The sequence below is a fragment of the Cyclobacteriaceae bacterium genome, assembly GCA_030584025.1.
Taxonomy (GTDB): Bacteria; Bacteroidota; Bacteroidia; order Cytophagales; family Cyclobacteriaceae; genus UBA2336.
In genome coordinates, this window is sequence record CP129487.1 from 3,201,288 (window position 1) to 3,214,080 (window position 12,793).

Here is a 12,793-nt window from a genome sequence, read left to right on the forward strand (position 1 = left end):
GTAACCGTTTAAGCATTCTCATGAACTTTCAAAAAATCAATAACCTGACGGGTTGGTCGGTTTTTATTATTGCGCTGGCCGTGTACTGGATAACCATGGAAGAAACCGCCAGTTACTGGGATTGCGGTGAATTTATTGCTGTATCGTACAAACTGGAAGTTCCACACCCGCCTGGTGCCCCTTTGTTCCTGTTACTGGGCCGGTTGTTCTCCTTTCTGGCGTTTGATGATCCCACCAAAGTGGCTTATTGGATAAACTTTATGAGTGTCCTTTCGGGTGCATTCGCTTCACTCTTTACATTTTGGTCGATTACACTGCTTGGCCGTAAACTGTTAAAGCTATCCACACCTGAATTGCTCACGGATAACAAAACCTTGCTGCTTATGGGCGCAGGGTTTGTGGGCGCTATGGCCAACACGTTTGCCGATTCCATCTGGTTTTCTGCCGTAGAGGCCGAAGTATACGCGATGTCATCAGCCTTTACCGCCTTTGTGGTTTGGGCCATGTTGAAATGGGATGTTATTGAAGATGAATCGAAAGCCAACCGCTGGCTGATTTTGATTTCGTACATGGTGGGCCTTTCCATTGGCGTTCACTTGCTGAACCTGGTAACGCTTCCTGCCCTGGGCCTTATCTTTTATTTCAAGAAGTATAAGCCTACCACCTGGGGAGTAATCGCTACGCTTGGTGTAAGTGGCTTGCTGATCATCTTTATCAACGATTTTATCATACCGGGCTTGCCCTCACTGGCCGGATACTTTGAAGTGTTTTTTGTAAACACCCTTGGTTTGTTTTTCGGTAGCGGAGTAATCTTTTTCAGTTTGTTGGTTATTGGTGCGTTGGTTTATGGTATTCGCTATACGCAGGTGAATAACAAACCGGCCTTAAATACCTTCCTGCTTTCCACCGCATTCATCCTGATCGGTTATGTATCATATGCCATTGTTGTCATCCGTTCAAACTACGATCCTCCGATAGATGAGAATGATCCATCGGACATTATGAGTTTTGTGAGCTACCTGAAGCGTGAACAATATGGAAGTCGCCCGCTCCTATATGGTCAGTACTATACGGCTCAAATTGTCGACATTAAAGAGGGTGCTGCGCAGTACCGTAAGGGAAAAGATCGCTATGAAGTGGCTGAACGCAAAATTTCGTATGTGTACGATCCGAACCACATGACCATTCTTCCACGCATTTACAGCACCGACAGGCAGCATCAGCAATTGTACCGGTCAAAGCTTGGCTTGCGCGAAGGTGAAAAACCAACGTTTGTCGATAACATCCGTTTCATGTTCAGTCATCAGATCGGCTGGATGTACTGGCGTTACTTCATGTTCAATTTTGCTGGCCGCGATGGAGATGACATAGGTGAAGATTGGTTGGGCCCAACGAGTTGGTTTAAAGATGTACCCGAGATGATTTCGGTGAACAAGGCGCGGAATAATTTCTTCATGATCCCATTGATTATCGGAATCATCGGATTGATCTACCAATATGTTAACGACAAGAAAAATTTTGCTGTGGTAGGCTTGTTGTTTGTGCTTACTGGTGTGGCCCTTGTGGTGTACCTGAACTCTCCTCCATCCGAACCACGTGAGCGCGATTATATTTATGCCGGCTCATACTATGCGTTTTGCTTCTGGATTGGCTTTGGTGTAATCGCCATTGCCAGCGGTATTGAAAAGATATTGAAGAGCCAAAAGACTGCCGCATTAATTGCTATCGTGCTTGGTTTAACAGCTCCGACAATCATGGCTGCCGAAGGTTGGGATGATCATGATCGCTCTGATCGGTTTTTCTCGGTTGATTCTGCTGTGAACTACCTGGATTCATGTGAACCTAACGCCATCTTGTTTACCGGTGGCGACAATGACACCTTCCCGCTGTGGTATGCACAGGAAGTGGAAGGCGAACGCACCGACATGCGCGTAGTGGTATTAAGCTACTACAACACCGATTGGTACATCTACCAAAGTATGCGCAGGCATTACGAATCGGAGCCATTCCCGTATACGCTAACCGAAGAAAATTACCGTCAGGGTGGTTTCAACGATGGCCTCATGTACTATGAAACCGGCATTAAAAGCATTGACCTGGCACAGTACCTGGATTTGATCAAAAAGAACAGCAAAAACCTGATTCACCCGATGTACGGTACCACCAACATGATCCCTTCCAAGGACCTGATCTTAAAAGTGGATACCACCAAAGTGAAGGAGATGGGCATTATACCTGCAAACCTGCAGCAATACCTGGTTCCGGAAATGCGGTTGCGCGTAAAAGGCAACAGCCTGATGAAACAAGACTTGGCATTGTTGGATTTGTTATATACCAACAATTGGGAGCGTCCCATTTATGTGAACAATACTTCATTAGAACAATTCAACATCGACCTGAAGCCCTTCGTGGTTTCTGAAGGAAATGCATTCCGCATTCTGCCCGTGAGAAACCCGGTGCCTCAGAATAAGTTTGTAAACACAGACGTGGCCTATAGAAATCTTACCGAGAAGTTTCGCTTCCGCGGATTGGATAACCCCAATGCATTCTTTAGTGTTGATTACAGAAGTTTTGTACAGAATCATCGCTCAACCTTTAATGAAATTGCCGAAGCGCTTATTGCCGAAGGTAAGACAGAACAAGCACGCGAGCTACTGATGATGAGTCTGGAGAAAATGCCTGATCAGGGCGTTCCCTACGACTTCATAAATGCCCTGATGGTAGAATTGCTATTAGAGGTCGGTGAAAAAGAAAAGGCAATTGAAATTGCAACTATTGTTGGTAATCGTTTTGATGAGATGGCCAACTTTATGATTGAGGAAGGTATTCTAACTCGCGATTTGTACAATAACATAGCTGTTCTTGGTGAACTTCAACGGGCCCTATACAAATACGGTGAAAGTGATCTGGCCAAACGTTTTGAAGATGCCTATCAACGCTATGCGAGTGAGTTACAATAACTGACGTCACACAAATAACCAAGAAGCCCCGCTACACTAGCGGGGTTTTTTATTTGCGAACAATCAAAAATAAATCCAGCGCATTGGCCGCATCGTCTGTCACCACATAATCCTCATGACGGATACTTTGTACAAGCGATTGATCACCCGTTTGAAGTTTATTCCGGTTTAACCGGTTCATCACTTCATACGGAAAGCGTAACATCCATGCAGGCAGGTTGTATTGCAGATTAAAGATATCCCAACGCATCAGTCGCGACACCGATTGCTTATTCTGTTCGTAATACGTCATCACCTTTTCATTACCGGCAATGCCCTTCATCTGCACTTCAGAAAAAACTCCCTTCGCGAGGTCTTTTAATTCGTCAGCCAGGTACTCGCGAATATGCCAGGGATTTCGGCTCAATGACATTTTTCGATTGGGTGTAGTAATTAAAGCCACTCCACCCGGCTTAAGTACCCGTTGAATCTCCTGTAAATAAAAACGATCGTTTTTTATGTGCTCGATTACCTGAAAGCTTACCACACAATCATAGCTGTTATCGCCCAAGCCATGCAAAGGCGGCAGATTCATCGCTGAAAATTTAGCACCCGGAAATTTATTCCGAAGTACCTGCAAAGCTTCGTCAATCTTATCAACGGCAGTAAACGTTTTGGCATGTTGCATCAGCAACTCCACCCCTCGCCCTTCACCACAACCTACCTCCAGCACATCTCCAGAAACATAAGGCTCGGCCGCAACATAGGCTTTAAATAAACGTTGATGAATAGGGTTATCGGATGGAATATGCTCGGATGTTATCTCCGTTGTGTATATTTTAGCCATAATAATTCAGCACAAAAGTAAACGAACAGTCTCGAATAGCAGGGGGCAAATATGTTGAAATTAATTCGCTTCTTTAAACAACCGGTTTTTCTGTTACTGACCACCATCTTTCTGGTCGGCAGCACGTTGGTAAAAGCACAGCAACTCAACACCATCAATTACAATTACCTGTATGCCAGCGGGCAGGAGTTTGAACTGGATTGGGAAATCATCAACAACGGAAACGAAATCACCATCCACTACAAACTTAAACTAACAGACACCAGTAAACGAATTTTTGATTATGACATTCTTTGGGATGCAAGATCATCTTTAGCGGATAAAGAAGGAACACCGCTTACAAACGTTTCTCCGGAAGCACCGAACGAACAGGTAAAGACCGGAAAAGTAACGATAGATAAATCCTTAGCGGGGCAGTACGCAGTAGCACGCGTGATTTACAATGAACAAAAGAGAATGCGTGTGTTTCACAAGCGCATTCCTACACGCCAAACACCGTACCTTGAGGTAGATGGTTTTCCGCTAACTGAAAAATTTATCTCGCAAAATCAAACCACTCATTTCAAAGGCTTTGCCCGAGACAGCAGTGTGTTTGTATTTCACTACCCAACTGCCTTTCCGGCTGCCGGTCCACCATTCGCCACAAAACAAGGCCGGGTTGCTCCTATCATCCGGTCAGATTCATTATGGTTGGTGGATGCCGAAGGAAGCCTGACCCTGAAAGAAACAGGCTTGTACCTGTTGCAGCAGGATACAGCCTCATTGCAGGGTGTTGCTTTCCGTGTTGAAGACGATTACCCTAAACTGGGCACACTGCAAAGCCTGGTTGGGCCACTCATTTACATCTGCACAGCACAGGAATACGACAAATTGAAAGCCGCTGGAAATGACAAAGCCCAATTCGACAAAATCATATTGGGCATTACCGGAAGTGCCGAACGAGCCCGAAATTTCATGCGCACCTATTTCCGAAATGTGGAACTGGCCAACCGATACTTCACCTCATATAAGGAAGGCTGGAAAACCGATCGGGGAATGGTTTATATTATTTACGGGTTACCTCAGGTTGTTTACCTGCTGGGCGATCGGGAAGTATGGGAATACAACAACACTACTTTCATTGGCCGATTTACGTTCACCAAATCGCCTACCATTTTTGATCCTGAGAATTTTGTTTTGATTCGTGAAGAAGATTACCGTGACACCTGGTACGCTATAATTGACCTGTGGCGAAAGGCAAGGTTTTAATACATTCTGCCGAATCGTTCGTACTTTTAAGCCATGACCAAATCCGACATGATTTACGGCACGCGTGCCGTGATGGAAGCCATAAAAGCGGGCAGGCAAATTGAACGCATTCTGATTCAAAAAGGAATTTCCAATGAACTGGTACGCGAATTACTGCACCTTATTCGCGATACTGGCTTAACCTTTACCTACGTACCACAAGAAAAACTCAATCGCCTTACTACCAAAAATCACCAGGGTGTAGTTTGTTTACTTTCATCGGTTGACTATGCCTCACTGGACAACATTGTGCATGCCGCATTCAGCGATGGGCGCGAACCGTTTTTATTGATGCTGGATCAGATTACCGATGTACGAAACTTTGGCGCCATTGCCCGGACGGCCGAATGCGCGGGCATAGATGCGCTGATCATTCCTGAAAAAGGAAATGCTCCGATCACCAGCGATGCCATGAAGACCTCCGCTGGTGCATTAAACCACCTGCCCGTTTGCCGCGAAAGAGATTTAAAGAAAACCATTACCTACCTCCGCGAAAGTGGCATTATGGTAGTGGCTTGCACGGAAAAAGCTTCTAAAATGATTTATGATGTAGCCTTTAAAGGGCCGGTTGCACTCATTATGGGCTCAGAAGAAGATGGTATTTCCGATGCACTGTTACGCTCGGCTGATGAGCTTGTCAAAATCCCCATGATGGGTGAAATTGGCTCACTGAATGTTTCAGTGGCTGCCGGTATTGCCATTTATGAAGTGGTGCGGCAGAAATTAGAAACCCATAAGCCGTAGCTATTTTACAAAAACTCTCCTCCTCCCTTCATAGCTTTCACATCATTTACAAACTGACGGAATAAGTCTTCACGCTCCTTTTCGCACACAATCACCACATCACCAAACTCACCAATCAGGTAACCATTCAGGCCTTGTGCTATCAGTAAACGACCGGGTGTGGATGAGCGGATGATAGAATTGCGGGTATCATACACCAATGCCTGACCGGTAATCAGGTTGTTGTTCTTATCCTTGGCGGAGATGTCGTGAATGGAATTCCAGGAACCCAAATCAGACCAACTGAAATTTGCCTGACACACATACACATTGGTGGCTTTTTCCATCACACCATAATCGATGGAAATGCTTTTGCATTGCGCGTATATTTTTTCAATAGCATCCTTTTCCTGTGGCGTTTCAAACTGGGCCAAATGTTCCTCAAATACTTCCGTCATTTCAGGTAAATGTTCTTGCAACGCTTTGATAATGGCCTCTACACCCCAAATAAAAATACCCGAGTTCCATACAAAATCTCCACTCTCTAAAAATTTCTTGGCTAGCGAAATCTCAGGCTTTTCGGTAAAGGTTTTTACTTTTTTCAACACCTGCTTACTCGGTAAAAACTGAATATATCCGTAGCCAGTTTCTGGCCGGGTGGGCGTAATGCCCAACGTAATCAACTTATCCTGATCCTGAGCCTGATCAAGTGCTTTAGAGATGGTGCTTACAAATTCACTCTCCTTCAAAATCAAGTGGTCGGCAGGACTTACTACAATTACGGCATCTTTGTCGCGTTGCCTGATCTTGTAGCTAGCATAAGCAATGCACGCAGCTGTATTCTTGCGCATGGGCTCGGCCAGTATTTGGTTTTGATTCATCTCAGGCAATTGCTCCTGAACCAGCGTGGCATGCTCCTCATGCGTTACTACAAAAATGTTTTCTTTCGGACAGATGGGTAAAAACCGTTCATAGGTTGATTGAAGTAACGACTTTCCAATGCCGAGCACATCTAAAAACTGCTTGGGTTTTGCATTGCGACTATATGGCCAAAAGCGCACGCCTACGCCCCCGGCCATTAACACTACGTAAATATTTTTTTTCATGGGTTAAGAGCTGAGGGCTAAGCAATTCTTTCTTTCACTAAATCAGGCTGAGAATAAAATCGGTAATAAGCCGAAAATTGTTTACAACAAATTGATTTACGATCCTGCGATACCAATCGTGTTTTTGTAACGCTGCCACAGACAACAACTTTCATGTTGCTGCGTTTGAATATTGGCACAAGTACCTTTATCTCTGAAGTAGTACCACTTTCGGAAATACAGGCCACAATATCATCCTGCTGAGTCAGGGCTGGGCAAGTATTAATGGATGTTGATGAATGCTTAAAAATCGTGGGTAAACCCGATGCGTTTGGCGTCATCACAATTTTATTGGCCATATGGCCGCTTTTGCCAATGCCTGTTATGACAACCCGCCCTTTTGAAGAATAAATTTCTTTAACACATTCTTCAAAATCGTTGTCTAACAAAGCAGACAGATTTTCAATTGCCCGGGATTCATTTAATAACACCTCTCGTGCAATGTTTTTAATATTTTTTGCTATATTCAATTCCCTTTGTGGAGTTAGCTTTGTTTATAAGCAAAGATATAAGAATTGACATAACAGGAGTACGTAGACATGATGTTGGTTGAAGAGAAAGACGAGTTAAAGCTGAAATTAAAAGAGGTTTTCGGCTATACCCAATTCAGGGGTAACCAGGAAACTATTATCCGGAACATACTGGACGGCAAAAATACGTTCGTTATTATGCCCACAGGGGCCGGTAAGTCACTTTGCTATCAATTGCCGGCAATTCTGTCGGATGGTCTGGCCATAGTAATTTCTCCATTGATTGCCCTGATGAAAAATCAGGTTGATCAGCTAAATGCCTATGGAATTAATGCACGATTTCTGAATTCAACCTTAACCAAGGGAGAAATTACCCGGTTGAAAAAAGATTGCGCAAACGGAGTGGTCAAACTCTTATACGTAGCTCCGGAATCGCTCACCAAAGAAGAAAACATCGAGTTTTTAAAAAAAATAACGGTATCGTTTGTTGCCATTGATGAGGCTCACTGTATTTCTGAATGGGGCCATGATTTCCGCCCTGAGTATCGGAAAATAAAAACCATGATTCAGCAACTGGGCAATCTGCCGGTAGTGGCACTCACGGCAACCGCTACACCAAAAGTCCAGATCGATATTCAAAAAAATCTTCAGATGGAAGACGCAGATATATATCTGTCGTCTTTCAATCGCAAAAATTTGTATTACGAGGTTCGCCCTAAAAAGGAAACCAAGAAGCAACTCATCAAATTCATGCGCGACAACAAGGGCAAGTCGGGCATTGTGTATTGTTTGAGTCGCAAAAAAGTTGAAGAGATTGCGAAACTGTTATCGGTTAATGGTTTCAAAGCAGCCCCTTACCATGCAGGGCTTGATCCGGATGTACGCGAAAAAAATCAAGATGACTTCCTGAATGAGGAAGTTGACATTATTGTAGCCACGATTGCATTCGGCATGGGTATCGACAAACCCGATGTACGTTTTGTGGTACACTACGATGTTCCCAAATCGCTTGAAGGTTATTATCAGGAAACCGGTCGCTCCGGCCGCGATGGCCTGGAAGGACACTGCTTAATGTTCTATAGCCACAACGACCTGAACAAACTCGAAAAATTCAATAAGGACAAGTCTGTGCAGGAACGTGAAAACGCACGTGTACTGCTACAGGAAATGGAATACTACGCTGAGTCTCCGGTTTGTCGCAGGCGCCAATTACTGCACTACTTTGGTGAAGAGTTCAAAGAAGATAACTGCGGCATGTGCGATAACTGCGTGCATCCACGCGAACGCTTTGATGGCACTGAGGCAGTAAAAACCGTGTTGCAGGCTGTGAAGCAAACCAATGAACGCTTCGGGCTGAATCACCTGGTGAATGTGATTCGTGGCATTGAGGATGAGTACGTAAAAAGTTATGGCCACTTCGATTTGCCGATTTATGGAACCGGTGGCGATGAAGATGCTGATTTCTGGAAATCGGTTATCCGCCAGACGTTGATTTATCAATACCTGGAAAAAGACATCGACAATATTGGCGTACTAAAAATTTCAAAGCGGGGTGAAAACTTCCTGAAGAAACCTGTGCCTGTTGAGTTAGCCCGCGATCACGACTTCACAACCGATATTGAAGATGAGGAAGTGTCATCAGAAAAAGTTCCGGTAAATGCCAAAGCTTACGATGACAAACTTTTTGAAATGCTGAAGGCCCTTCGTAAGAAAATGGCTAAGGAGAAAGACCTTCCGCCTTATGTTATCTTTCAGGATCCATCACTAGAGGAAATGGCCACCACCTACCCCCTCACCAAAGAAGACCTGGCAGGGGTAAATGGCGTGGGCATGGGTAAGGTGAACAAATTCGGAAAGGAATTTCTGGAGTTGATCAAGCAATATGTAGAGGAAAACGACATTGAAACAGCTACAGAGGTAGTGGTCAAGTCATCGGTAAATAAATCGAAAACCAAAATTTTTATCATCCAACAAATTGATAAAAAGGTTGACCTGGAAGAGATTGCCGAGATGACCAACCTGTCGTTTGAAGAATTGTTGACGGAAATTGAAAACATCTGCTATTCGGGCACAAAACTGAATTTAAATTATTACCTCGAGGCACTAATTGATCCTCAAAAACAGGATGACATTCATGACTATTTCATGAATGCAGAAACCGATAGCCTGGATGCTGCACTGAATGATGAATCGCTGGCTGATTACTCAGAAGAAGAAATTCGCCTGATGCGCATTCATTTCATGAGCGAATACGCGCACTAATTACTTCAAGGTTCAAAGTTTAACGGCCAAAGTTCCCAAAACTTTGAACCTTGAACTTTGAACCTTAAACATTCCGGCCCATCTTTGAGGCTTTTTAAGCCAATCCCCATGAATATTCTCATCATTGGTAACGGAGGCCGGGAACATGCCTTCGCGTGGAAAATAAAGCAAAGCAACCGGTGTGATAAGTTATACGTGGCTCCGGGCAATGCAGGCACTGCTGAATTGGCCACAAACGTGCTCATTGCTGTCGATAATTTTGACGCTCTTGGAAAGTTTTGTTTGGAGCAGAACATCAACCTGGTTGTGGTTGGGCCGGAGGCACCCCTGGTAAAAGGCATCCGCGATTATTTTGAACAAGATCAAAACCTGAAACATATTTTGCTTGTTGGCCCGGGAAAAAAGGGCGCACAGCTGGAGGGCAGTAAAGATTTTTCGAAGCAATTTATGCTGCGACATGGCGTACCTACAGCCAAAGCAAAAACCTTTCTAGCGCATGAGGTTGATGCAGCATTTCAATACCTTGATGAATGCGCACCTCCCATTGTTTTGAAAGCCGATGGTTTGGCTGCCGGAAAGGGCGTAATCATTACACCCGATATTAACGAAGCCAAATCGACTATCCGTGAAATGCTTGTTGATAAAAAATTTGGTGAAGCCAGTACGAAAGTTTTGATAGAAGAATTTCTTTCTGGCATTGAGCTTTCTGTTTTTGTGCTGACCGATGGTAAAGATTATGTTATTCTTCCAGAAGCTAAAGACTATAAACGCATTGGCGAGGGTGATACAGGCCCCAATACAGGTGGCATGGGAGCCATTTCACCCGTTCCGTTTGCTGATGACGCGTTTATGAAAAAAGTAGAAGACCGGATTATTAAACCCACCATTGCCGGCTTACATAAAGAAAACATCGATTACAAAGGTTTTATTTTTATCGGGCTGATGAATTGTAACGGTGATCCATATGTAATCGAGTATAACGCCCGCATGGGTGACCCTGAAACGCAGGCAGTACTGCCTCGCATAAAAAATGATTTTGTCGACCTACTCGTTGACGCAGCAGAAGGAAAACTTTCCGGAAAGAAGGTTGAAGCAACAGCCGACTATGCCGCAACTGTGGTGATGGTTTCGGGGGGATATCCGGGCGATTATCCGAAAGGCAAAGCAATATCCGGTTTAGAGGCTCCAAATCCTGCCCTCGTGTTCCATGCAGGTTCCACGCAGGTAAATGGACATATCGTAACTGACGGTGGCCGGGTTATGGCTATAACCGGTCGTGGGGCTGATATGGCATCTGCTCGCGAAAAAGCCTATGCCGGGGTTACCAAACTAAGCTGGGAAGGAGTATATTTCAGAAAAGATATCGGGATGGATTTGTTGAATTTGAAGTGATTCGCCAAATCCTGATTAATTATAGATTACTATGGGCTGTGCGTGTGGATCATCCAAGGTTGGCGGTAAAGTAGCCGGCTGTAACAATAATGGCGCCTGTCAAACAGGCGGATGCAATAAAATGAATGTGTTTGATTGGCTTTCCAATATGGAGATGCCCACTCAGGATACGTTTAATATTGTAGAGGTTCGTTTTAAAAACGGCCGAAAAGATTTCTATCGGAATATTGATAAGCTTCAACTTACCACGGGTGATGCCGTGATTGTTGAAATACCCAATGGGCACCACCTCGGTTTTGTTTCCCTGCAAGGGGAATTAGTGCGTTTGCAGATGCAGAAGAAAAAAATCGCCAACGACAACGAAATCAAGAAAATATACCGGCTGGCTCATACCAAAGATCTGGAGAAGTACGAAGATGTGAAGAAGCGCGAGCTACCCACTTTGTACCGTACCCGCGAAATTATTCGTGAGCTTAAACTGCAAATGAAACTCTCAGATGTAGAGTATCAGGCTGATAATACCAAAGCCATCTTTTATTATTCTGCAGAGGACCGGGTAGATTTCCGGGAACTGATCAAAATTCTCGCGGGTGAATTTAAAATTCGTGTAGAGATGCGGCAGATCAGTTTACGTCAGGAGGCTGGTCGCCTGGGAGGTATTGGCGTTTGTGGTCGGGAGTTGTGTTGCTCAACCTGGCTGGGTGATTTTAAAAACGTAGCCACCAGTGCGGCACGCTACCAAAACCTTTCACTTAATCCCAGCAAACTTTCCGGCCAATGTGGCCGATTGAAATGTTGCCTCAACTACGAACTGGAAACGTATATGGAAGCGCTTCAGCACATCCCTAAAGTTGAAGCTCCGCTGCTCACCGAACAAGGTGAAGCTAAACTTCAAAAGACCGATATTTTTAAACGCATCATGTGGTTCGGTTTTCGTGAAGAGAATACCTGGTACCCGTTAAATGTGGAACGGGTGAATCAAATATTGGAGTTAAATCGTGCGGGCAAAAAACCAGCTACGCTTACCGATGATGTAGCCGTAGAAAAAGCTCCGATTCAAACCTTGAATAGCGATTTGGAACGTCTCGATAAAAAATTTCAAAAAGGCGGTAAGAAGAAAAAGAAGAAAAAGCGTAACAAAAACCGGAACCAAAATCAGAACGCTAACCAAAATCAAGCCCGGAAAAAGGAATGAGAAAGTTGTTACTGTTATCTGCTTGTATCGTAGTGTTCAGCGGATGTGACGAAACCCGACTATATGAAAAGAATGTGGATTTCAAGGAGCGCTATTGGTTAGTAACTGAACACCCAACTTTTGATTTTGAAATAGCGGATACGTCTATTCCGTATAATCTTTTCTTCACCATCAGAAATGAATCGGATTACCCCAACGCCAACATTTATTTTACGTACACCCTATCTGACTCGTTAAGCAGCACCCCCTTGGAGAAGAAGTTAATAAATCAATTGCTTTTTCATGAGAAAACCGGAGAACCGTTTGGTAGCACGGGGTTGGGGTACGTATTCGAACACCGGTTTCCGCTATTGGAAAACTATACCTTCAAAAACCCAGGTAAATACACCGTGCGCTTCGAACAATTTATGCGCACCGATACACTTAAAGGAGTTTTATCGGTAGGCATTAGGGTGGAAAAATCACAAAACAGTAATTAAAAAAATAACCCCGATTGAATTACAATCGGGGTTATCTCTTCTCTAAGTTTTAGA

General features: G+C 44.2%; 10 protein-coding genes. 7 read left to right on the plus strand and 3 right to left on the minus strand.

Annotated features, from left to right (window positions below):
• Positions 1-20 precede the first annotated feature (20 nt).
• Positions 21-2,960 (plus strand): DUF2723 domain-containing protein, encoded by a 2,940-nt coding sequence (locus tag QY309_14455; protein WKZ59061.1) that lies wholly within the window; start codon positions 21-23, stop codon positions 2,958-2,960.
• A gap of 49 nt (positions 2,961-3,009) precedes the next feature.
• Here QY309_14455 and QY309_14460 read toward each other — a convergent pair whose 3' ends face one another.
• Positions 3,010-3,786 (minus strand): class I SAM-dependent methyltransferase, encoded by a 777-nt coding sequence (locus QY309_14460; protein ID WKZ59062.1) that lies wholly within the window; start codon positions 3,784-3,786, stop codon positions 3,010-3,012.
• Between the two features lie 51 nt (positions 3,787-3,837).
• Here QY309_14460 and QY309_14465 point away from each other — a divergent pair, with 51 nt between their 5' ends.
• Both QY309_14465 and rlmB read left to right on the plus strand, forming a co-directional pair.
• The gene (locus QY309_14465) at positions 3,838-5,034 is read left to right on the plus strand and encodes a GWxTD domain-containing protein (protein WKZ59063.1); all 1,197 of its coding nucleotides are present in this window, start codon (positions 3,838-3,840) and stop codon (positions 5,032-5,034) included.
• A gap of 33 nt (positions 5,035-5,067) precedes the next feature.
• Entirely contained in the window at positions 5,068-5,817 is a 750-nt protein-coding gene (gene rlmB / locus QY309_14470) for a 23S rRNA (guanosine(2251)-2'-O)-methyltransferase RlmB (protein ID WKZ59064.1), read from the plus strand.
• A 5-nt stretch (positions 5,818-5,822) separates the two neighbouring features.
• Here rlmB and QY309_14475 read toward each other — a convergent pair whose 3' ends face one another.
• Together QY309_14475 and QY309_14480 are read right to left on the minus strand one after the other, a co-directional pair.
• Complete coding sequence (locus QY309_14475; protein ID WKZ59065.1) at positions 5,823-6,902, minus strand: mannose-1-phosphate guanylyltransferase; 1,080 nt, start codon at positions 6,900-6,902, stop codon at positions 5,823-5,825.
• A gap of 17 nt (positions 6,903-6,919) precedes the next feature.
• On the minus strand, positions 6,920-7,411 hold the full coding sequence (locus QY309_14480) for an SIS domain-containing protein (GenBank protein WKZ59066.1): 492 nt from the start codon (positions 7,409-7,411) through the stop codon (positions 6,920-6,922).
• 72 nt (positions 7,412-7,483) lie between these two features.
• On the opposite strand from QY309_14480, the gene recQ reads away from it, so the two are divergent.
• From recQ to QY309_14500, 4 genes are all read left to right on the plus strand, one after another.
• Positions 7,484-9,673 (plus strand): DNA helicase RecQ, encoded by a 2,190-nt coding sequence (recQ, locus tag QY309_14485; protein WKZ61707.1) that lies wholly within the window; start codon positions 7,484-7,486, stop codon positions 9,671-9,673.
• 108 nt (positions 9,674-9,781) lie between these two features.
• Positions 9,782-11,065 carry a phosphoribosylamine--glycine ligase gene (gene purD, locus QY309_14490; protein WKZ59067.1) on the plus strand — a complete coding sequence of 428 codons (1,284 nt, stop codon included), beginning with the start codon at positions 9,782-9,784 and terminating at the stop codon, positions 11,063-11,065.
• A gap of 31 nt (positions 11,066-11,096) precedes the next feature.
• Entirely contained in the window at positions 11,097-12,260 is a 1,164-nt protein-coding gene (ricT, locus tag QY309_14495) for a regulatory iron-sulfur-containing complex subunit RicT (GenBank protein WKZ59068.1), read from the plus strand.
• Positions 12,257-12,739 (plus strand): gliding motility lipoprotein GldH, encoded by a 483-nt coding sequence (locus QY309_14500; GenBank protein ID WKZ59069.1) that lies wholly within the window; start codon positions 12,257-12,259, stop codon positions 12,737-12,739. Before ricT ends, QY309_14500 begins: the two co-directional genes overlap by 4 nt.
• Positions 12,740-12,793 lie beyond the last annotated feature (54 nt).